This is a genomic window from Cellvibrio sp. PSBB023, assembly GCF_002007605.1.
In the GTDB taxonomy this organism is placed as follows: Bacteria; Pseudomonadota; Gammaproteobacteria; order Pseudomonadales; family Cellvibrionaceae; genus Cellvibrio.
The window spans coordinates 4585312-4608779 of the sequence record NZ_CP019799.1; the positions used below are offsets into that span (position 1 = coordinate 4585312).

General features: G+C 49.5%; 12 protein-coding genes. 8 read left to right on the forward strand and 4 right to left on the reverse strand.

What is annotated here, in order from left to right; genetic code table 11:
- Positions 1-230 precede the first annotated feature (230 nt).
- Positions 231-527 (forward strand): hypothetical protein, encoded by a 297-nt coding sequence (locus B0D95_RS19865; RefSeq protein ID WP_078045493.1) that lies wholly within the window; start codon positions 231-233, stop codon positions 525-527.
- Positions 528-612: 85 nt separating this feature from the next.
- Here the strand turns inward: B0D95_RS19865 and B0D95_RS19870 are convergent, their stop codons facing one another.
- Complete coding sequence (locus tag B0D95_RS19870) at positions 613-3390, reverse strand: TonB-dependent receptor (protein ID WP_078045494.1); 2778 nt, start codon at positions 3388-3390, stop codon at positions 613-615.
- A 321-nt stretch (positions 3391-3711) separates the two neighbouring features.
- Here B0D95_RS19870 and B0D95_RS19875 point away from each other — a divergent pair, with 321 nt between their 5' ends.
- From B0D95_RS19875 to B0D95_RS19895, 5 genes are all read left to right on the forward strand, one after another.
- Positions 3712-7095 (forward strand): LamG-like jellyroll fold domain-containing protein, encoded by a 3384-nt coding sequence (locus B0D95_RS19875; RefSeq protein WP_078045495.1) that lies wholly within the window; start codon positions 3712-3714, stop codon positions 7093-7095.
- A gap of 630 nt (positions 7096-7725) precedes the next feature.
- Positions 7726-9264 (forward strand): methyl-accepting chemotaxis protein, encoded by a 1539-nt coding sequence (locus B0D95_RS19880; protein WP_078045496.1) that lies wholly within the window; start codon positions 7726-7728, stop codon positions 9262-9264.
- 18 nt (positions 9265-9282) lie between these two features.
- Positions 9283-9573 carry a hypothetical protein gene (locus B0D95_RS19885; RefSeq protein ID WP_078045497.1) on the forward strand — a complete coding sequence of 97 codons (291 nt, stop codon included), beginning with the start codon at positions 9283-9285 and terminating at the stop codon, positions 9571-9573.
- A gap of 581 nt (positions 9574-10154) precedes the next feature.
- Complete coding sequence (locus B0D95_RS19890) at positions 10155-12773, forward strand: TonB-dependent receptor (protein ID WP_078045498.1); 2619 nt, start codon at positions 10155-10157, stop codon at positions 12771-12773.
- A gap of 238 nt (positions 12774-13011) precedes the next feature.
- Positions 13012-15405: a glycoside hydrolase family 127 protein gene (locus B0D95_RS19895; protein ID WP_078045499.1), complete on the forward strand. Its 2394-nt coding sequence runs from the start codon at positions 13012-13014 to the stop codon at positions 15403-15405.
- Positions 15406-15421: 16 nt separating this feature from the next.
- Here the strand turns inward: B0D95_RS19895 and B0D95_RS19900 are convergent, their stop codons facing one another.
- The 3 genes from B0D95_RS19900 to B0D95_RS19910 all read right to left on the reverse strand — a co-directional run bounded on the left by B0D95_RS19900 (position 15422) and on the right by B0D95_RS19910 (position 20632).
- Positions 15422-16438, reverse strand: coding sequence for a two-component system response regulator (locus tag B0D95_RS19900; protein ID WP_246841665.1), 1017 nt, complete (start codon positions 16436-16438; stop codon positions 15422-15424).
- Positions 16435-19722 carry an MHYT domain-containing protein gene (locus B0D95_RS19905; protein WP_078045500.1) on the reverse strand — a complete coding sequence of 1096 codons (3288 nt, stop codon included), beginning with the start codon at positions 19720-19722 and terminating at the stop codon, positions 16435-16437. The genes B0D95_RS19900 and B0D95_RS19905 overlap by 4 nt, the downstream gene beginning before the upstream one ends.
- Positions 19723-19843: 121 nt before the next feature.
- Positions 19844-20632, reverse strand: a complete 789-nt coding sequence (locus B0D95_RS19910) for a 4'-phosphopantetheinyl transferase (RefSeq protein WP_078045501.1) — start codon at positions 20630-20632, stop codon at positions 19844-19846.
- 165 nt (positions 20633-20797) lie between these two features.
- Between B0D95_RS19910 and B0D95_RS19915 the strand changes: the two genes are divergently transcribed.
- Both B0D95_RS19915 and B0D95_RS19920 read left to right on the forward strand, forming a co-directional pair.
- Positions 20798-22867, forward strand: coding sequence for a TonB-dependent receptor (locus B0D95_RS19915; protein WP_210403655.1), 2070 nt, complete (start codon positions 20798-20800; stop codon positions 22865-22867).
- A gap of 103 nt (positions 22868-22970) precedes the next feature.
- Positions 22971-23432 carry a hypothetical protein gene (locus B0D95_RS19920; RefSeq protein ID WP_078045503.1) on the forward strand — a complete coding sequence of 154 codons (462 nt, stop codon included), beginning with the start codon at positions 22971-22973 and terminating at the stop codon, positions 23430-23432.
- Positions 23433-23468: the final 36 nt, after the last annotated feature.

The following is a 23468-nucleotide window of genomic DNA, read 5'->3' on the forward strand; positions in this document are numbered from 1 at the left end:
GTCAGCCAATTGTCGATCAATACGCCATATTTGATGCTTGCCGGTAATCAGACAAAGGTTTGTCATTTTTTGTCTTTTTATTCCTAAATTTCAAATTTATATAAAAATAATGCTTATTTATTATAAAGATGGAATAAAAAAACGTGATTTTTGCCTAACCTCTGCTAATCTAACCTCAGATTTGTGATCCACATCCCATCATTAACCTGTTCATCTTTTGAGGAAAATCTATGAAATCGTTGGTTGTTGCTGTTGGCTTTGTTGCTTCTTGTATGGCCTCTTCACTGGCATCTGCCTGTGCCAAACCAGCTGCCAAACCAGAGATTCCTGATGCCGCTACCGTTGTGGCTGCACAAATGGTGAAAGCAAACAACGATGTAAAAGCCTATGTTCAAGGCGTTCAAGACTACATTGGCTGTGCTGGCCTGGCGCGTAGCGAAGAGAAGAAAGAGTTGGATGAATTGAAAAAATTCGCCGATGACTTCAACAAAGTGATCCGTGAATTCAAAGCGAGATCAGCAGGTTAATCCACTTAACCGGTAAAAACGATCCCCAAAAAAGAAGGCCGCTGAAAACAGCGGCCTTCTTTTTTGGTACGGCTTTTGGCTTCTTTTAGAACGAGTAGCGAACACCCAGTGCATAGGTACGGGCGAAAATAGAGGCGCCGTTGTTATACAGGTAATCGTCGGTATAGTAACCCTTGTAAATTTCATCGGTGATATTGGTTGCATCAAAGGTAACAACCATATTGTCGGTGACATCGTAGCTGAGTTGGAAATCCATACTGGCTTCTGATGCAGACCATGTTCCCCCCGGCATTGAGCAGCAACCGTTGAAACCTGTTTTAAAATCATCGCGCCATACATAGGACAGGCGAGCATCAAAGCGCTCTTTTTCGTAGGCCAATACAATGCTGTATGACGTATCAGATACGCCATACATGTCATTAGTGGTGCGGGCGATAATATTGTTATCTTCATCGAAGACCGGGTCATAGGTCTCGCCATCAAGCAGGGTAACGCTCGCTTGCACGCCTAATCCATCCAGCAGTGTTGGCAGGTTATCCGGGAAATATACCAAACCCAATTCCACGCCATTGAGTTGTCCGTTGGATGTATTTGACGGCAGCGTTAAGCGGTATTTGCCATTCAGGTCAGGATTGGCGTTGCCGGTTACTTCAATATTGGTTGTGGCACTGGCAACAAAACCTTCTACATCACGACGGAACAGTACGGCATAAAGGGAGCTTGATTCTGCAAAATAATATTCAAGCGACCAATCGTAGTTGACCGATTCTGCTGGTTTTAAATTGGGGTTACCGCCGCTGGCAGTGCCGAACTCCAGCCCGGTAGTGGTTGGGCGATAGGTTCGTGCCGGGTTTAGATCACCGTAACCCGGGCGACGAATAGTTTCACCGTAGGTAAAACGAGTCATTAATTGATCGGTGAGCGAATAGCGAATGACAAAATTTTTCAGTGCACGGTTTTCGCTGGCTTCATCTTCAATGGGTTGCCAATCTACGCCATCACCATTGGCGTTTTCAAAGAAGTTCATGTTGGTGTCTACTTTTACAAAGCGCACACCAATCTGGCCATCCAGCGGTTTATCAAACACATTAAATTCATAATTGGCTTGCACATAAGCTGTTGTGGTTTTTTCATTGATATCAAAAATACTGCCGGGCTGATAATCAGAACCACCTGCCTGGAATCCATAAAGCGCACGGATTTCATCGGAGTGATCAAGCAGGTAGTTACCATCTGCTGCTAGCCATTGGCTTGGTACATAGGCCTTGCCTTCAAAGAAGCCGGATTTGCTGATATTCACCAGGCCGGGCAGTAACGACAGGTCGCAACCCGTTTCGGATTTACAGCTACCGCTTTGATCCTTGTATTTGGATTTTGCACCGCGATCGTCATAGCGCATTCCAAAACTGATTCCTTTTATGATGCCCCAGTCGGCTTCATAATCCGCATCAATATTAAACGTAGTGGCTTCACCGCTATCCGTTGGGCCATTGTCATAAGCAGTGCTCATGCTCCAGTCGGCCGGATTGGTTAAATCGCTCTCATCAATATTTGGTGTTTCTTCATCATCCAGAAAGGCAACCAATGGCAGACCATTGTCGTAATTAAAATCAACCACTAAGCGATCGCGCACAGAGTCAGTACGCATTGCAAAAAAGCGACCTTCATAATCACTGGTTTGATGCACGATTTCTGATTCAACTTTCAGGCGATCATTAATTTCCCATTTTCCGCCCAAGGCGTATACCCAACTGTCGGTGTGGCCACTGGAGCCATCGCCGGAAGTAAACATATTGGCATTGTTAATGTAATTGGTTTTTACGACATTGGAGTTGGGGTAGAGCTCGGGATTGCGAAAATGACTCGCGCCATTGGTATTAATAAATACCAATGAATTAAATGATTGATTGCGGTAGCCGTTATAGAAAGTTTCAAACAAATACTCGGACTTATCATCAGGAGCATATTGCAATGAAATATTAGCGGCAGGGCGCTCGCGTTTGCCGGTGAAGTCGGTGAACCCCATTGCATCGCGTAGCAGTACGTATTCTGTTGGTATGCCATTTACATTCAGTGTAGAGCCGGGCGCTGATGATAGACCTTGGTCTGTGCCTGTTTGAAAACCACCCTCACTACTGCGAATGACACCGTAGGTATCTGCGTTATAAGGATCGAGAGATCCTATCCAAATATTTTCATCGCGATAATTCGTTTCTGCATAGGACAGGTTTATCAGTGCACCAAACTCACCGGCGCCACTACTCCAGCGGTTGCTGGCCAGCATGCTGACATTCGGGTCGGTTTTTTCTGATGTCGATTGATAAATCCCACGCGCTGCCATAACAACTTTGCTGCCGTCAAAATTAAACGGACGGTGGGTTTTGATATCGATATTGCCTGCGATACCCCCTTCGAGTTGATCGGCAGAGCGGGTTTTAAATACATCAACTCGGTTTAACAGGCTGGCAGGAATATCAGCGAGCGCTACTGAGCGGCCTGTTGAGGTAAAAATTTGCCGACCATTCACTGTGGTGGATACATCACCTAAACCGCGAATGGTTACGCCATCTACTTCGCCGCCGCCGCGACCGGTTACTTGTACACCGGTTACGCGCTGTAGCGCTTCAACAACGTTGTTGTCAGGAAACTTACCGATGTCTTCGGCAACAATGGCATCGACGATCTGAATTTCATTGCGCTTGATATCAAGTGCTTTGGTTAAGCTGCCACGAATACCGGTAACAACAACTTCTTCCATATCGCCGTTGTTATCAGGGGATGTGCTGTCTTGCGCATAGAGTGGCTGGCTGGTCATGGCGACGACAAGGGTAATAGCGCTGCTGAGCGCGGAACGCTGGAACATGGGAAGACCTCGGGTGTAGTTGATATTGCGGCTCCCGCCAGATGCACTCCACACCGCTGGGGCAGCGGGAGGATTTGCTGGCTTTATCCGTGCGTGGCCACGGATGGAAGAAGCCTATTTATATTTATCTTTCAAATATAATACTATTGTATGACTATTTTGCTGTCAACTGGTGAAAATGCTTTCACAGGTGTTTACTCGTTGCTTGCTTTGTGACACCATAAAACTAAGTATTATTGTATGACTAATGATGTGGCTCATCAGTTCTTACCTAATATCTGTCCCAACTAATAAGTAATAACTACAGTGAGAGGTTATCCGATGAAACTTCATAAACTAGCGCTCCTTTTGGGGAGTGCCATGCTGCTTGCTGCCTGTGGTGGTGGCTCCGACAACAAAGGCAGTGAAATCCCTGCCGGTGTTATCCCCGAGAATGTAAGCCATCCCAACCCAACCATTAATGCCGCTTCCATTGTCTATAACGATATGGCTGTGCATGATCCTTCGATCATCAGGGCGGCTGACGGTACGTTTTATGTGTTTGGCTCTCATTTGTCGGTGGCAAAGTCTACTGACTTGATGAGCTGGACCCGTGTGGCGGATGGAGTAAACGATCAAAACCCGCTATTCAACACCTACTCATCCGAGATTGCTGAAGGCATTGCCTGGACTGATGGTTATATCGGCAACTGGGCGGCCAATGTCATACAGGCCCCTAATGGCAAATACTGGTTTTACTACAACCACTGCGGCCAAAATAACCCTGAGCTGGTTACCCCGACTGAAGTTTGTTTCCGTCGTTCGTATTTGGGATTGGCAGAGTCTGACTCCATTGAAGGCCTCTATGTAGATAAGGGGATATTTTTACGGTCTGATTATCGCTCGCCGGAAGAATTTGCCCTTTTCCCGCTGGATAACGGTCAAACTACCTACAACGGTGCCCGTGATCCGAATGTGATTGACCCCACAACCTTCTACGATAAAAACAACCAGTTGTGGATGGTATATGGATCATTCTCCGGTGGTATTTTCATCCTGAAGCTGGACAACAGCACGGGTAAACCCGTCGCCGGCCAAGGCTATGGCAAGAAGCTGACGGGCGGTGGCTTTGCTGCGGTAGAAGGGCCTTTTGTCGTCTATCACCCGGACGCCGACTACTACTACATGTTCACTTCCATCGCCGGGTATGATGCCGCTGGTGGCTACAACATTCGCGTCTCTCGCTCCAAAAATCCCGATGGCCCCTATTTGGATGCGGCCGGTAACGACATGGTGCTCGCCAACAGCAATACTGAAACGCTCAGTAAATATGGCGTGAAGTTAATCGGCGGTTTCAACTTTGTCTCTGAAGTGGGCGATGTGGCCGATAGCTGGGGTTATTTGTCGCCCGGCCACAACTCTGCCTACTATGATGCTGCTACCAAAAAGACCTTTCTGATCACCCATACCCGCTTCCCGAATCGCGGCGAAGAGCACTCGGTGCGTGTACATGAAATGTGGGTAAATAAAGATGGTTGGTTGGTCTCTTCGCCGCAGCGCTATGCGCCCATTGAGGGCACCAATATTGTTGATGCCAATGACCTGGTTGGCGATTACCGTTTTATCAACCACGGTTTGGATTCCAATACAACCGGGCACAATTCCGTTTATATTCGTTTGAACTCAGATCGCACTATTACTGGAGAGGTGAGCGGTTACTACCGCCTGTCCGACACTGACAACAAGCGCATCACCCTGGTGTTGGGTAGCGATACCTACGAAGGTGTTATGGCATGGCAGTGGGATGCCGCTGCTGAACGACTGGTTCCGACATTCTCGGCAATATCCAGCAAGGGCGTCTCGGTATGGGGATCGCAACTGGAAGCGCGCACTACCGGTGAAAGTATTACTGCCATCAGTGATGCATTGTCGCTCCCGTCAGAGTATGTAGACCCAACCATGACCTTGCCATTGCGTGGGACTCGCGCCGCGACCATCACCTGGAGCTCAAGTAATCCATCTGTTATTAACCTTAAGCGCGATAAAAAAACAGGCCAATTGACCGGGCTTGCTCATGTCAATCGCCCCAGTGCGACGGCGGGTGATCAGGATGTCACTTTAACGGCAACCATCACGCTGAATGGCCAGACGCAAACCAAGAATCTGGTGGTGAAAGTCCTGGCTTTGCGCTTGGCTCCTGCCACGGTTCAATACAAGTTTGACGGTGACCTCACCGATGCCAGCGGTAATTTTGCAGCGGCGACCACCACGGGTGATCGAATCGATAATGTCGGCGGTGCAGCTGTTTTCGCGGATGGCCGTGATGGCCAGGCAGTCAGCCTGAACAACAGCGGTGTGCGCTTGCCTGATGGCATTATCAACAACTACCAATACACCATTTCCTATTGGTTAAAGCCTGCTGCCAAAACCTGGTTTACCGCCAGCTTCTTTGGTGCCGTAGGTTTTGACTGGATCAGTTTGCCATTGGAAACCTCCTGGGATCAGACCTTCAAGGTATGGCACATTTCTACAGCTGTGGGAGTGGGCGATACATGGTGCGCATCTGGTGTAGCGCTACCCCTGAATGAGTGGACCCAGGTTACGCTTTCGGTTGATCAGGGTCTGGCCACGGTTTACATCGACGGCGTGAAGAAGTGCACTGCGAATGGTGTGGTCGACCTGTTTAGCAATAATGTTGGTGTCTTTGGTTTGGGTGTGAACTATTGGGATGCACCCTACAACGGTTTGATCGACGATTTTAAAGTTTATAACACCGTACTGACTCCGGAAGAAGTTGGTTTGCGTGAGCCCGGCAGCATGCCTGTTGCCGATGTGCTTGCTGCTGCCAAGGCAGCCTTGGATCTGGGCGACCTGTCTGGCTTGAAGGGCGATATAGATCTGCCATTGGCGGGTGCTTATGGTGTAGCTATCAGTTGGTCATCCAGTAAACCAACGGCTATAGATGCCGTGGGTACCATCACTCAGCCCAGTGCAACCGAGCCGGATGCGGAAGCTACTTTGGTGGCAACCTTGAGTTACGGTGGTGCTACCGAAACCAAAGAGTTTGCGGTTGTAGTGAAATCAAAAGCGCCCCCTGTGCCGCTGGCTGCCTTCTCGTTTGAGGATGACTTGAGTGAAACCAGCGGTATGTTTGCTGACGGTAGCGTTGTTGGAAATCGCGTAAATGTTGCCGGTGGTTCAGTCAGCTATGTGGATGGCGCTAAAGGCAAGGCGCTGGTATTGGATGGTTCTTCTGGTGTGTTGTTGCCCGACAACCTGATCAATGATCACTCTTACAGTATCTCGATCTGGTTGAATCTGACTGTGGGAACCCAGTACACCCCGGCCTTCTTTGGTTGGGCGACCGATGCCAGTTGGATCAGCGTTGTGCCGCGTGGCCCGGGCGACGCTCAAAACACCATGCTCTGGTCGGGTACCGCTTGGTATGACGGCACATTCAACGCCAAAATCCCTGTTGGTAGTTGGACACATCTGGTTATGGTGGTGGAAAAGGGTAAGTTGACCACCTACATCAATGGCGTTCAAACCTCGAGTATGTCGGGTTTCCCTGATGTGTTCACGCCTGCAGGTGATACGCACTTTGCGCTTGGGGTTAACTATTGGGATACGCCCTATAACGGCAAAGTTGATGAGTTGAAAATATATAATGAGATTTTAACGGCTGATGATGTGGCAGTAATTTACGCACAGGATTCCGCACAATAAGGTCTATCTGACTTGAATCGTCAGGCGCTGTGAAAGGCGCCTGTTGTTACCCGTGAACCCCACCGTTAAACGTGGGGTTTTGTATTTTTTAGGGCTCAAAATCCAACACAACCAAAAAGAAATCCACAAAAAACTGGCACACTACTAATATTTATATATAATAATACAAATTGATTGGGTGAAATGCTGAAATATTGCTGTAATGCCCGTCGTTGCTGATTGTTGTTACTACCCGAGCTATATCCCTTTGTCGTTGGATGGTGTTAGTTTTTTTCCTGACACCGCTTATTGCGCCGCTAGTATTCGTATTAGCGGCTTTTTTTTGCCTGTTGCTTACCTTTTGACTATAAGTAAAAGGATGGAATTGCGCAGTTTTGGGATATTTTGTGATGGTTTTCACATTGCAGGGGGTGAATGCTTATTTTTTATTGTTTTTTTGCCTAACCAGAATATTGGAAATAGCAATTCCCGATATTGGCCTATACTAGTTGATCAGTGGTTTTATCGTAACTAAAAGATAAATAGTCGTTTTGCAAAGAGCATCAACCCTTCTTTGTCTGACAATTTATCCGGTGGTGAGGTTGCCCTGGATCATAAGCGACATAAGAAAAATTATCTGGAGAGCCTGGTGTGAATAATTTATCGCTCAAATTAAAAATCCTCCTGAGTGTGACGCTCAGCTGTGTGGCTGCGGTGGTTGCCACGGCAATAGTGACCGCCCAGTCAGGTATCGAGACGGCGCGCGATACCATCATTAAAGACACCCAAACGCTTGCCCAGGTATTGGGTGAGGCGAGTGTAGGGGCAATTACCTTCGACGACACGGCAACCGTATCCGCGTCGCTCAATGCGTTAAAGCTCAGCCCGCGTGTGGTTTCGGCGGCTATTTACAGTGGCGGGAAGCCCTTTGCCTGGTATGTACAGGGCGCGAGCGAAATAGAAGCCAAAAGCCGTGTGGCGCAACAGGCACCGGCCGTGGGCATGGTTGAGAAGGATGGTCGCCTGACCATTACCGAGGCGATCAAGTCTGATGGCCAAAACCTGGCCTACATCTCCATGGTGATTGATATGGCCGAGGTGCAAGCCATTGTGGCTCAGGCGTTCAATCGCTCGCTGGTGGTGGTGATTGTGCTCAGTTTGCTGGCACTGGCGGTGTCTTACGCGGTGCAAAAAAGTATTGTGGGGCCAATCAACAATATCGTGGATGCCCTGCGCAATATCTCTGAAGGTGAAGGGGACCTTACACGTCGCCTGCCGGTATCCGGTCGCGATGAAGTGGCCGAGTTGGCAAGTTGTTTCAACCGCTTTGTCGAGCGTTTGCAGGGCATTATTGGCAACGTGATCCACACCGCCGCCAGTGTGCGGAAGGATGCGCAATTGCTGTCATCCACCGCGCGTGAAAATGAATTGGCCATCCAGCATCAACAAAATGAAATCCAACAAATTGTTACTGCTATTCGCGAGATGGCAGCCGTGGTTGATAACGTCAGCCAAAGCGTGAGCGAAACGGCGAACCAATCGCAGCAAGCGGACAGTGCGGCGGCATCGGGCAAACAAACCGTGGCATTGACCATGGGGCAAATCCAATCGCTCTCTAACGATATTAAAACGGCAGCGGGTGTGATTGATCAGTTGCAGCAGGAAACCCAAAGCATTGGTTCAGTGCTGGATGTGATTCGCGGTATTGCCGAGCAAACCAATTTGCTGGCATTGAACGCGGCGATTGAAGCGGCGCGCGCTGGCGAGCAAGGGCGTGGTTTTGCGGTGGTGGCCGATGAGGTGCGCACACTGGCATCGCGCACCCAAACCTCAACCACTGAAATTCGCGAGATGATCGAGCGTTTGCAATCTGGCTCGCACAAAGCGGTAGAGATGATGTCGGCGGGTAATGCACAGGCCGGTGCGTCAGTGGAGCAGGCGGGTCAAGCGAGTGTATCGCTGGAAAATATTACCTCCATTGTCAGTGTGATTCGCGATCGCACCAACCAAATTGCTGCAGCATCGGAGCAGCAAAGTGCGGCCACTCGTCAAATCGAGAAAAACGTACAGCGTATTTCCACTGTTGCAGTGGAATCAGCACAAAGCTCCAGTCGCATTTGTACCAACACCGAGCATTTGGCTGCAGCAGCAGATCAGCTTTCCGAACTCGTTAGTCGTTTCCGTGTATAAATCCAGAGGTGATAAATAATGAATAAATACCTGGTTGCTTTTGCACTGACAACAACCCTGTCCAGTGGTGCTTATGCCTGTAGCAAGCCGTCTGTTAAACCGGAATTTCCGGACCCGCAAACGGCAGTGAGTGCGCAGATGGTAAAAGCGAACAATGAAGTAAAAACCTACGTTAAAGAAGTGCAGGATTATTTAGGTTGCGCAGGTTTAAGCCGCTCCGTCGAGAAGAAAGAGCTGGATGAACTCAAAGCCTACGCTGAAAGTTTTAACGAAGTTATTCGCGCATACAAAGCCAAAGGCGGCGGTTGATTACTGCTCCTCAAATCTCCCTCCACGAATGGAGGGAGATTCTTCTTATCTGCTCACAAGCAAGCCCTGATCATTCCTGCACGTTCGTTTTCCCCCATCAGTCATTGAAACCTGCTTCCATTTCACGCGTCCGGTAAAAAATACACTGGGCCCATGGCTTTGCTGCGACGATAAATTTTGGTCTTATTGTAATATTAAATATAAGTCCATTTGTGTCCTCTCTCGCGGTGAAAAGTCATCGGCAGCTATGACATGCGCTCGGCTGTATCCTGTATAAAACAAGCATTTAGGTAATCATTGGCGTCAAAAGTGCTACTTTTGGTAATGCTTTTTTGTTTTTACGTGAAAAATGCTTTTCATTAGTTGACGATTTTTGGGGCGAAGCATAGTATTTTAATTGTCTTACAATATGCCTAATAAATAGTGGTGACCAATATCTGTAATAGCTCGCCATCACCTGCGGATAAACACAACTCCACGCAAGGCTAAGACAAAACCCCAAGAACACCGTTTTTAATAATAACAATCGCCGCCATCCGGACACGCCGGAAAAAAGACGCGATTGACCACGGGAGATCGTCATGTTCAAGAAAAAAACACTCAGCTTATCAATTGCAATGATTGCGGCTCTGGGCTCGTCCTATGTGGCTGTAGCGCAAGAAGACCAACTTGAAGAAGTGGTTGTGACGGGGATTCGCAGTTCTGTTACCGAGGCACTGGATATTAAGCGCAACAATCTGCAAGTTGTAGATTCAATCGTTGCAGAAGATATAGGTAAACTGCCAGATAACAGCGTAGCTGCTGCATTACAGCGTGTTCCGGGTGTACAAATTACGCGTTCCAACGGCGAAGCTTCTGGTGTAGTTGTTCGTGGGTTACCAAATGTAGTAACCACTTTGAATGGCCGTAACATTTTCACCACCACTGGGCGCGGCGTAGCCTTGGCTGATATTCCCGCTGATTTGTTGCAACGTGTTGATGTGAAAAAATCTTCCAGTGCCAGCGATATTGAAGGCGGTGTTGCAGGCTTGGTTGATGTGCGTCTGCGTCGCCCATTTGATTTTGATGGCGGTTTGACCGTTGCTGGTGGTATTCGCGGTGAGTATAGCGAGCAATCAGATTCTATTAGCCCGATTGGTAGTGTGACAGTGAACAACAATTGGAGTACGGCCTCGGGTGATATGGGGGTGATGTTCAGTGTGTCATCGCAAGACCGTAAATATATGGAGCATGTTAGTTTTAACGTAGCACCAGACGCCGTTACCATTACTGACCCACGCTCTGCACCTTTGAATGTTGCTGATCAACCTTCACTGATTCCTGGTGTAATAGGTTCTTATTACAATCATGGTGATCGAAATCGCACATCCGCAAACCTCGCGTTCCAATTTTCTCCTGATGCTTCATCACAATACTATGCAGAAGCTTTCTGGATTGGTTATGACTCTGAATCGGAATTGAACTTCTGGGTGCCTTTGCCTTCTTGGGGTGGTTTTTCTGGTTATGTATCTGAATACAAACCTGGAACCAATGTTGCAAAAACATTTGTCCGCGATAATTTCCCCGGTACTATCAGCAGTAACCAAGCGTTTGGCAATGAGTCCGATACCATGCAAGTTGCTGTGGGTGGACAGTGGGAGACCGATAAGCTAACTATCAAATCAGATTTGGCTTACACCGAGAGCCAAGGTAAAAATCGCGGTTTTATTTTGGATACAGCCTTTTTTGCGGAAAAAATTATTTATGACTTTTCTGCGGGCGGTACTGGTGCAACAGATGTATCCATTTTGAATGGCGATGGCACAGCCTTCGATCTGCTTGATCCAAGTAAATACGAATTATGGCAGTACTTTGATAGCCGTGGCCAACAAGATAGCGATGATATCTCCTTAAGCACCGATGTTAATTATTCATTAGCAGATACCGGCTTTACCTCGATAGATGCAGGTTTCCGTTTGAGTCAGCGCAATGCAAAAAATAACGCCGCCGATACCGGTGGTCGCTTCAGACAAAATATTTTATTTATGTCTGACTATGATGGTATGGCTTACAAAACACCAAATGATTTGTTGAGTAGTGAAGTAAACCTTACTACTACGCAGTGGTTGACACCTGATCGTGATTACATCTACAACAACCGTGCACAAATTCGTGTTGATATGGGTTATTCAGCAGAAGAACCTGAATTCTTGCCGGGCAATTTTTTCGATGATCAGGAAAATAACTACGCTGTTTACGGTAAGGCGAATTACGCGACTGAGGTCGCTGGTATGCCGTTGGATGGTGAGTTGGGTGTTCGTGTTGTTAAACTGGAATCAAAACTGAATGGCTTTGGTGTATCTACTGACGTTAGTTCAACCGAAGTTCTGCCTAGTGTGAATGCACGGTTAGCATTGCGAGATGATTTATATCTTCGCGCAACTGCTGGTAAAACCATCACTCGTCCTGACTTTGTACAATTAAATCCGCTGACCAATTACTTCGAGCCGACAGATACTACGGCAGCAACCGGCAACGGCGGTAATCCAAACTTGGAAGCAGTGGAGTCAGTTAACTATGATTTGTCGCTTGAGTGGTATTTTGCTGATTCAAGCTCTTTAAGTGCAACAGTATTTGCGCGTGATCTTGACGGTTACATTCAAACTTATTCTGAAGTTGAGGCTCGCAATGGTCGTGAGTACCTGGTTAGCCGCCCACGTAATACAGGTAAAGGCAATCTGGATGGTATTGAATTGTCCTATACCCAATTCTTTACTGAATTGCCCGGGTTTTGGTCTGGTTTTGGTGTTCAGTTGAATACCACCTTTATGGATGGCGAAAGTGAATCTCCCATCACTAATAAAATGCAAAATCTGGCTAACGTATCTGATGAATCTTACAATGCCGTCTTGATGTATGAACAAGATGGATTGTCCGCTCGGTTGGCTTATAACTGGCGCAGTGAGTTCTTTCTTAGTTTTAACGAAGGTGGTGCACAGCCCGGTAAATCAGTTGTCGTAAAAGATGAAGAAACTCTCGATTTTTCTATCTCTTATGACTTGACCGAAAACCTGACAGTATTCACCGATGCAACCAATCTGTTGAATGATCCGTACAAAAACTGGTTTGGTGGCGATTCATCTGCTGACGAGTCGCTTTATCCTCGCGATATAGTGGCACGTGAGCGTACTTTTTCTGTCGGTGTTCGTTTCAGTATGTGATGAGTTGCTAAATCAAAAAAGTGGTTACAATAATGTGATCTTCTTTTAGTTTCATTGCGGTCTTGCCCTTAAGCCCCGCCTTTATCGGCGGGGCTTTTTATTTCTCTTATATTGAAACTCCTACGTTGTTGGTGCATGAGATGCTTTTGCAGTGTTTAAAAAGTTAAGTAAAGCCCGATATTTATAATTGATAAGTAGTATATTCCCGCTTTTGGGATAACTTATTGTGGTGGATTTTATGAATAATTTAGCTGTGTTCCTGCGCTTACTCACGTTGGGGGTAGGGTTGTTTGTAGCCTCAGCGCATGCATTGGAACTTGCCCCCACTCGCGATGTGCAATTGCTGGATAGCCCATTCCTGCAAGCGCAAAACACCAATAAAGATTATGTAATGGCACTGGATACTGAAAAGCTATTGGCGCCGTTTCGTCGTGAGGCAGGTTTGCCGTTTAAAGAGACTTACGGCAATTGGGAATCCTCCGGGCTTGATGGTCATATGGGCGGGCATTACGTGACGGCACTGGCATTGCTCTATGCAGCTACTAAAGACGATAGCGTATTGCAGCGTTTGAATTATGTGATTGCGGAATTAAAGAAATGCCAGGACAAGTTGGGCACGGGTTATATAGGTGGCATTCCCGATGGCAACAAAATATGGAGTGAAATCGCGCGCGGCGATATTCGTGCGGATAACTTCTCCACCAATGAGCGTTGGGTGCCTTGGTATAACCTGCATAAAATCTACGCGGGTCTGCGCGATGCTTATATATATGCGGGCAATGAAGACGCTAAAAAAATGTTGGTGCGTTTGTCGGATTGGACAATTGAGCTCACCAAAAAACTCTCGCCTGAACAAATGCAAACGATGCTGCGCACAGAGCATGGTGGCATGAATGAAGTCTTTGTGGATGTGGCGCAAATCACCGGGGATAAAAAATATCTCACATTAGCGGAGTCTTTTTCCCATCAGGCCATTTTGCAACCGCTGGAGCAACAACAGGATCAACTGACTGGCCTGCATGCCAACACGCAAATTCCCAAAATTATCGGTTTTAAACGCTACGCTGATGCAACGCACAACGCGCAATGGAATCAGGCGGCAGAATTTTTTTGGCAAACCGTGGTAGACAAACGTACAGTAGCCATTGGCGGTAACAGCGTAAAAGAACACTTTCACGATAGCAGTGATTTTACGGCGATGATTGATGATGTGGAGGGGCCGGAAACCTGCAATACCTATAACATGCTGAAGCTGACGCAGCTGTTGTATTTGTCGTCCGCCCATGGGCACAAGAATCCAGCCATGAAGTATGTGGATTACTATGAGCGTGCGTTGTTCAACCATATTTTATCCTCCCAGCATCCACAAACCGGTGGGCTGGTGTATTTCACTTCCATGCGACCTAATCATTACCGCAAATATTCGCAGGTGCATGATGGTATGTGGTGCTGTGTGGGGTCGGGCATTGAAAGCCACTCCAAGTATGCGGAATTTATTTATGCGCGCGACCTGACAGCGAAAAAATTGCCCGAAGTGTTTGTGAATTTATTTATTCCCTCACGCATGACTTGGGCAGAGCAGGGCATAAGCCTTACGCAACAAACGCAATTTCCCGATGCCGACACAACCGAATTGGTAATTGAAAACAGCAAACGTTTCCGCTTGCAACTGCGCTATCCCTTCTGGGTTGAACACGGGCAATTACAACTGCGGGTGAATGGTAAAAAGGTCAGGGTGACGCAACAGCCGGGTGACTATATCGCGCTGGAGCGTCGCTGGAAAAAAGGTGACAAGGTACAGGTGATATTGCCTATGAAGCCGCGCCTGGAAAAGTTGCCGGACGGCTCAAACTATTACGCGGTATTGTACGGCCCTATTGTGCTTGCACTTAAAGCCCAACCTTTTCTCACGGAAAAAATAACCTATTTTGCCGATGACTCGCGCATGGGGCACATTGCTTCCGGTCAGGTTTGCCCCTTGGAAGCGGCGCCGTTTTTGTTAGGGAATAGCAATGAGTTTATCCAGCAATTAAAACCGGTAGCAGGCAAGCCGCTCACCTTTAACGCCAGCGGTTTAATCAATGGCCAGAATATGCAGCAAGTTGAATTGGTGCCTTTCTTCCGCGTACATGAATCGCGCTATGCGCTGTACTTGCCTTACAGCACGGCGGCCGATGTGGAAAAAAACCGCGCTACAGCAGCAGCGGAGGAAAAAGCGCGCCTTCAATTGCAGGCCAAAACGATTGATCAGGTTTCGCCCGGCGAACAGCAGCCTGAATCAGACCATTTTTACAAAGGTGAGCAAGCCGAAACCGGTTTGCACAATGGCCGCCATTGGCGCCACACCCGCGCCTGGTTCAGCTATGAATTGAACGATAAGCAGCAGGAAGCCAAGACCCTGCAAATTACTTACGCGGGCGTCGACACCGGGCGACAATTTGATATTCAGCTGAATAATGTGGTGATTGCCCGCGTTGAATCCACGGGCAATACACAGGCATTTTTTACAGTGGATTATGCGATCCCTTCAGATCTGGTCAAAAAATCCAAGGGTAAATACACCGTGAAATTTATCGCCGCCCCCGGTTCGATTGCCGGTGGGATTTATGGCGTGCGGTTATTGCGGGAGTAGCGTTTGCTGACCCGGTTTAGTCTGCCGGGTCGAGCAGTTGGGCGCGTATCGCGGTAATTTTGGGGAGTGCTTGAATAAAGGCGGCTACCAGTTCAGGGTCGAATTGTTTACCGGATTCATTCTGGATGTAGTCCACTGTAGTCTCAATCGGCCATGCCTCTTTATAGGGGCGTTTGCTGGTGAGGGCGTCAAACACGTCGGCCAAGGCGATGATTCGCGCTTCGATGGGGATGGCCTTACCCACAAGGCCTTGCGGGTAGCCGCTGCCATCCCACTTCTCGTGATGACACAGGGCGATGCGACGGGCCATTTGTAGCAGCGTGGAGCTGTCGTCGCCAATAATCTCGGCGCCGATGCGCGCATGCTGCTTCATGATCTCCCATTCTTCGGGCGTGAGTTTGCCTGGCTTACAGAGGATGGCATCGGGGATGCCCATTTTGCCCACGTCGTGCATGGGCGCGGCATTGAACAGCTCTTCTGCATCGGCCTCCCCCATGCCTGCGGCCAGGGCGATCTCACGCGCAAAGTGGCTCATGCGTATGACATGCAGGCCGGTTTCGTTGTCCTTGTATTCGGCGGCGCGGCCAAGGCGCTGGATCACTTGCAAGCGCGTGGTGCGCAGGGTTTCGGCGCTGACCAGCGACAGTTGTGCCTTGACCCGCGCTAGCACAATAGGGGCGCTGACGGGTTTGGTGATGTAATCCACGCAGCCGACGGCAAAGCCTTCGGTTTCGTCGCGGTCGTCGCTCAGGGCGGTAACAAAAATCACCGGGACTCCCTGGGTTTCCGGCTGTTGCTTGAGGCGCTGGCAGGTTTCAAGGCCGGTGATGCCGGGCATCATAATGTCGAGCAGGATTAAATCAGGGCGCTCTGCCTGAGCCAGTGCCAGGGCTTTTTCGCCATCGCGGGCGAACAGCAGTTGATAGTCCTGTTGCAGAATTTGCCGCAGCACCTGCAGGTTGAGTGGCTCATCATCAACGACAAGTAGTTTGGGGCGGCTATCGCGCAGAGGTGTCATGAGCGGTGTGGTCATGATGGTTCCCGTATTACCCAGGGGGCGTTGGTTATCCAATGCCGCAGCAGCTTGGCGGCGGCGTCAAAGTCAAACATATCCAGTGCGTCATCCAATTGCGCCAGTTCCGCAGCGGGCATGAGGTGATGTAACTGGGCGAGGGATTCCTCGTCGATACTGGAGCGTTGGCAGGCTTGGGCCATGACTTCCAGCAACGCCAGGGGAACCCCGGCGGTATCGGCCGGCGCGGCAGATGGCGTTGGCAGCAGGCCGGCAATGGCAGTTTGTACCTGCGCCATGGCCTGCGGGAGCGATGTACTGAGTAGTTCGGCTAAGGGCGTGGTGACGGCGGCATCCGGCTGCTCTATGTGCTGCAGCACTTGCGCTACTTGCATCAGCCCGAGGTTGGCCGCCGCCCCTTTCAGACGATGGGCTTGGGCGTGAATATCCGGCATGGCGACTGTGAGCGGCGCGCGGTTGAAGTCGCTGCAGAAGCGCTCAATGGCTTTATAGAGCGTGGTTTTATCGCCCCAGCGAGCTTCGGCGGCGGCGAAGTCGATAACCGGACTTGCGCTGGCCTGGGGCTTGTTTGCCGAGGCGACTAGGGCGGTATTGTCCAGTTGCAGGCAGCGCGCAATTTCCTGGTAAAGCTCGTGTTTGTCGATGGGTTTGGAGGCAAAACCGTCCATGCCTGCCAGGTCGGCGTCTTTGCGGTCTTTTGGCAGTACGCTGGCGGTGAGGGCGATAATAGGGACGGGGCTGCGCTGTTGCAGGCGCTCCCATTCGCGGATGATCTTGGTGGCCTGTAGTCCGTCCACCTCGGGCATTTGGATGTCCATCAACACTATATCTATGCGCCGTTCCTGAAACACAGCCCAAGCTTCCAGTCCATTACTGGCGCAATAGACCTCGTGCCCATCGCGGCGCAGCATCACGTCCAATAGCTCGCGGTTTTGTGGCACATCGTCGGCTACCAGAATGCGCAGGGGTGGCAGGGCAGTGTCCTGGTGCGCGCTTGGCACCTCGCTGGCGCTGGCGGCTTCCAGCGGCAACAACACTTCAAAGCAGCTGCCTTCGCCTTCGCGACTGGTGACACTGATGGTGCCGCTCATGAGTTCGGTGAGCTGGCGGGCGATGGTTGTACCCAGCCCGGTGCCGCCAAAGCGCCGCGCCATGGAGGCATCGGCCTGGGTGAAGGGCGTAAAAATGTGTTCGATGCGATCGGCAGCTATGCCGATACCGGTATCGATAATGCGAATGCGCAGGTTGTTGCCTGCGTCTTCCAGCGTCAGGCGCACTTCGCCGTGTTGGGTAAATTTGATCGCATTGCCCAGCAGGTTGATCAGTATCTGGCGGACACGCAACTCATCGCCCAGCACCAGGCTGCGCAGGGTCGCGGGGTAGTCCAGGTGCAGCCCCAGGCCTTTTTTGTCGGCCAGCAATTGCAGTTCGGCCATGATTTGCTGGCACAACTCCCGCAGCGAGAAAGCGCGTTTATCCAGTTCCAGTGCACCGCGTTCGAGTTTGGCGGTATCGAGTATGTCGTTGAGCAGGCCGAGCAGGGAGCGGGCGGATTGCCGCACGGTTTGCATCTGTTTGTGCTGGCCGGGGTTGAGCGGGGAGTCGAGCAGTAATTCGGTAAAACCGATAATGGCATTCATCGGCGTGCGAATTTCATGGCTCATATTAGCGAGGAACATGCCCTTGGCAATGGAGGCTTGCTCGGCGCGCTCTTTGGCGATCATCAAGTCCTGCTCCATGGATTTGCGCTCGGTCAAGTCGATAGCCACTTTGAACACTTTCCAGGGTTTGCCATCCACATCCAGAATCGGGTTGTAAGCCGCCTGGATCCATACCGGATTGCCATCAATCCCCACCCGGCAGTACTCGCCACTTTGGAATTCGCCCTGCCGCAGTTGTTGCCAAAAGCGCTGGTAATCCTCGCTGGCAGCGTCTTCCGGCAGGCATAATTTGCGGTGATGTTGCCCCAGGATTTCCGCCCTGACATAGCCGGTCAGTTTCAGGAAGTTATCGTTGATGGCGATGATGTTGCCATCCATATCAAACTCAGCTACCGCCAGGGCTTTGCTAATGGCCTGCACTACCCCTTCAAATTCATTCGCCCGGCGCCGTGAATCGGTGATGTCGATAATAACCCCGTCAATCCACGCGGGCTTGCCGGTTTGGTCATACACATGGCTGCCGGTCTCCGAGACCCAGCGCTCGCGACCATCGCGGTGAATAAAGCGATATTCGCAGTGATAGGGTCGTTGTTTGCGCAGCGCTTCATCCAGTTGTGCATCAATGCGCGCGGCATCACCCGGGTGGACTAAATCGCCCAAGTGGATGCGCCCCTCCATAAAATCCCGCGCGGGCCAGCCGGTCACACGCTCTACCGCATCGCTGATGAACAGGGTGCGCCAAGGTGGCGAAAAAATGGTGCGAAAGGCAACGCCGGGCATATTGCTGATCAGGGTTCGGTATTGCTGCTCGCGTTCGCGCAGGCGCGATTCGCTGTCCTGCATTTGGCCATAGAGCTGGCGGTAGCGCAGGATCAGGTTGCCGGCGAGCGCGAGCATACTTAGCGCCACGGTGGTGGCCGTAATAATAGTCGCCAAAATAATGTGGTTGTTGGTGGCATCGGCCAGCACTTCGCCATCGCCGATAAACAGTGCGGCCTCCATTCCGATGTAATGCATACCTGCAATCGCAAACCCCATGACACAACTGGCCAGCAGGCTTTGTTGCAGCGGTTGCAGGCGCTGCTGATCGCGCAGGCCAAAGCGAATCCACAGCGCCAAAATGGCCAGTAAGACGGCCACTAAAATGGATGCAGCAAACCACCAGGGATCGTATTTCAGCGTGGCGCTCATGTGCATGGCCGCCATGCCGGAGTAGTGCATAGTGCCAATGCCTGCGCCTACCAGCACCCCGCCAATAATCAGTTGCCGACGGCTGATCTGCTCGCTGGACAGCATTTGCAGTGCTACCCAGGAGGCAAATACGGAAGGCACCATGGAGGCGAGTGTGCCTACAGGGTCATAGTGCACGTGGCTGCCAATACGGAAGGCGAGCATGCCAATAAAATGCATGGACCAAATGCCGCCGCCCAGCGCCAGCGACCCGCTCAGCAGGGCCACTTGGGTATGCAAACCCTTGGGCGCGCGCTGGGTCATGGTGGCAATTTGCAAACCGATATAAGAGGAACCAATGGCGATAAGAAGGGAGAGACCAACAAGCCAGAAATTGTAGCTTCCCTCTATCAAACTGGCGGGATCGGGGTTGAGGACAAAAAGATTCAGCATTGTGCGCGGGCTACTAATTGAAGGTGGCTACTGACTTATAGTCAAACGGGTTGCTAACAGATCACTAGAGACTAGCTGAGCCTGGGCATGGCGTCTAATGCGGGAGCTGCAAACTGGAAATTTATTCGAGTATAACCAGCGTCATAAATTGTTTATCTGGCAGGATTTGATACGCCGCTCGTAGCTCACAACCGATGGTGAGCCTTTCACTGAGTGTTTCATTGACACGCATGGAAATAAGTTTTTTTTGTGGATTAATGTGTGTGATAGCGATGCTGGAAAAATCAAAATATCGCCCAACTTCAGTAAACGCTGCCTTAAAAAAGCTTTCTTTTACAGAAAATGCCAGTGTAAATAATTGATTAACCGGTAAGGCGTGACTGTGCTTAAAAATGACATCGTATTCGCGGTCAAATAACGTGTGCCGGTTTATTTTTGCATAACAGTCACTATCGATTTCATCCTGAATGTCGATACCGATTCCACGGATATTTGATTGTAGAGCGGTGATTGCGACAGCATATCGGCTGCTGTGGCTGATAGAGCCGATAATATGGGCGGGCCATAAAGGGTTTCTGTGCTTGCCAATATGGACATCAGCAACGCTATTGTTTAACAAGCGTAATGATTTTTTGGCGCAGTATCTGCCCGCGAAAAACTCTGCCCGGCGTTTTTCCACGGAAGCTTGTATTGCTGGCGGGCAATAAATGCCGTGACGTTGAAATAGGTCATCGGCATATGCCGCTACAGAAAATCGACAATAGCAAAGTGATATCGCGCCGGAAAAATCAGGATTGCCATGCTCTGACACAATAAAAGTGCTCACGGCACTCTTATCACCGCTGCTGTTTACCCTCGTTTGGGATTTTTCAGGAAATACCCTTTCATTCATGCCGTTATCTTCAGGCATCGTCTCAGTTCCTACCGATAGTCAATATTTCACTGGTGTTTAGTCTGACGCCCTAATTGAAGAAGCCGTGGGCTTGCGGTGGCGCCCACTCTATATTAATGATTATAGTAATGCTAATAATTATCATTTAGAATAGGTGCTTTATGGACAAACCTTGAGGAAGATATGAATAACTCGAAATACACGTTGATAGTGATGTCAGCTTTGCTGGGATTAGCTCCTATGGTAATGGCTGAAGCAGAAGAAAATACCAGGCAGTTATCCAAAGTTGTTGTTACCGGTGAGTTGTTGTCCCGTACTGTGGAGGAGAGCGGTACCAGCGTTTTGGTGTTTGAGGAGGAAACGCTCAGCGCCCGCCCCGAACTGCGATCTGTTCGCGACGTATTGCGTGAAATACCCAATATCACGGACGTAACCGGCACAGGCAAAGCTCCGACTGTGCGTGGTGTGGATGGAACCGGGCCTGCAGAAAATGCCAATGCGTTCTTTGCCGGTAGTCGTGCGCGGTTGAATTGGCAAATTGATGGCCGTTCAGCAACCTACAATGAAGTTGTTTTTGGTGATATAGGCATTTGGGATTTGCAAAGCATTGAGGTATTTCGTGGTCCCCAAAGCACATTGGTGGGGCGCAATGCCATTGCGGGAACGATTTTGGTCAGGACCAATGATCCTGTTATGGAGCAGAAATCGGCTGTGCGTATAGAAGGCGGCAACTTTGAGCAAAAGCGTGTGTCGCTAATGCACAATCAGCCATTGAGTGAGAGCGTCTCGCTGCGTTTTGCTGCAGATGGATTTGAGCGTCAATCTCCCGTCGACTACGACGAGGTGGAGGGAGTTGGGAATCCGGCAGATATCAAGGGGCACAATCTGCGCGCAAAATTACTTTATGAACCACACAGTGAGAGAGCAACACGTTTATTGCTCACGGTTGCCGATGTCAATTATGAAGGTCCAAATGGTGAAATTGTGGTTCGACCCTTTAAGGAGCAACGCTCTAATTTCCCCCAGCAGCCGATTCATAATCCTCGCACCACAAGTGCCGGAATTGAGTTCAGCACTTTCTTGAGCGATATGCTTGAGTTCGAGCTTGATGCATCGGTATCTGACTTCAGCTTTAAGCGCAAAATGGCTGAAGATGGCAGCAGCGCAGAAGTTAATACGGATGAGCAGGTATTGGAGCCTCGCCTGCGTTATACCAGTAATGGCGGAAGCGAATGGGTAGCGGGCGCAAGATTATATCGGGCTCGACAAGATGAATGGATTCAGTTTATTGGCCTTCAACGGTTTGATGATGAATCGGATGCGCGCTCTATCTATGCCGAAGGCCGCATTCCTTTTTCGGAGCGTTATGAACTGACCCTTGGATTGCGTTATGAAGAGGAAGATCGCACACGTGACGGTGGGGATCCAACTCGCCAAATCGCTAATATCCAGGCGGATAATCGCTACGATGCGTTGTTGCCAAAACTTGGGTTGAGTTATAAACCTAACGACCAACAAATTGTGGGTGTTTTATATTCCCGAGGCTTCAATGCGGGTGGGGGCGGAATTACATTTGCCTTTCCAATTGTGAATTATGAATACGCCGAGGAGTATGTTGATTCCGTTGAAATCTATGGCCGCCAACAGTGGCTTAATGGCAAGTTGCGCACGACACAAAATTTATTTTATTCGCTATACGACGATATGCAATTACCGTTTGACCTGACTCCGGAAAACTCACGCGATGAAGCGTTTGTCGTACGCAATGCAGATGGTGTACGCATTCAAGGTTTAGAGCTTGGCCTATCCTGGCAGATTGATGAACAATGGAGTGCGTTTGGTAATCTGGCTTTTCTGGATACAGAAATTACTGATTATCCCAATTCAGGTCTTGAGGGGAATTCATTATTTACTGCACCGTCTGCCGCGCTACAGTTTGGTGTGACATGGACCAAAGAGCGTTGGAATGTGGCTCTGAACGGCCAGTTTTCTGAAGGCTATTATACGAGCATCACCAATGATCCTGACGGAAAAACGGATGCCTATGGTTCACTGAATACTAGTGTGTCTTATCAGCTCAATGATATTGTCAAGCTGTATGTTGCAGCGCGAAATTTATTGGACGAAGACACTCCTATCGCGTTATACCCAGGTACTGCTCCACAAGGCAGTACACAATCTGACAGTGATTTTGATACAGCGGTGTTAATGCAGCCCCGCACGGTGACCGCAGGCATTCAACTGGATTTTTGATAAAAACTAACCGCAGGATAAGAAAAGGCTCTTTAGTAAAGTGAAGAGCCTTTTTGAATTTTATAGGCTGTAGATGAATGAAAAATATAAAAGGAGTGATGTGATGGGTTTATTGGAACATGAAAGTCAATATTGGCCTGTTGCTTTAACGGTTGCGCATGGCGAAGCGACGCTGGAGCAACACATGTGCTCGCTGGCGTCATGGGATAACTGGTTTTGTAAGGGCGAACCATTTCATGTGATACGGGTTTATCTGGATGAAGCTTCATTGCGCCATCCTGAGGGCGCTGCTCAGGCGACACAGCGTTGGATGGCGGCAGGTGCTGCTGAAAAAATGCGTGAACTGGTGCAATCCATGTTGATTGTTGTTCCGCCAAATCAATATGAGCGCATGAAAAAAATGAGCGTGCGCAAGGCTTTTGGTATTCCTGGCGGCTTATTTGCTTCACTGGAAGAAGCCTACGCATGGCTTGATAATCCGTCTGAGCCTGTGAGTGGAATTCCTGTTGATAAAAAAGCGCTAGAGGCAATTCAATGTTCGGTGAATGAAATTGCCAATAGTTAAGCAGACCACATCCCTGTGGTCTTATGAATCATTTCT